Annotated in this window: 1 pseudogene; it reads left to right on the top strand. The window is 68.7% G+C overall.

Features of this window, described 5'->3' with window-relative positions:
* Positions 1–265 (top strand): annotated as a pseudogene (locus tag SB751_RS31405) (EscN/YscN/HrcN family type III secretion system ATPase); the annotation flags it as partial.

The raw sequence follows: 265 nt of genomic DNA, 5'->3' as shown, positions 1-265 counted from the left end.
CTATGTGGCCACCGCCATCGCCGAGTATTTCCGCGACCAGGGCAAGCGCGTGCTGTTCCTGATGGATTCGGTGACGCGCTTTGCCCGCGCCCAGCGCGAGATCGGCCTGGCCGCGGGCGAACCGCCGACCCGCCGCGGCTATCCGCCGTCGGTGTTCGCCACCCTGCCCAAGCTGATGGAGCGCGCCGGCATGAACGAGCACGGCTCCATCACCGCGCTGTACACCGTGCTGGTCGAAGGCGATGACATGACCGAGCCCATCGCC

The sequence above is a fragment of the Cupriavidus sp. SIMBA_020 genome (genome assembly GCF_046535395.1).
In the GTDB taxonomy this organism is placed as follows: Bacteria; Pseudomonadota; Gammaproteobacteria; order Burkholderiales; family Burkholderiaceae; genus Cupriavidus; species Cupriavidus campinensis.
This window is presented reverse-complemented; position numbering and strand designations above follow the sequence as displayed.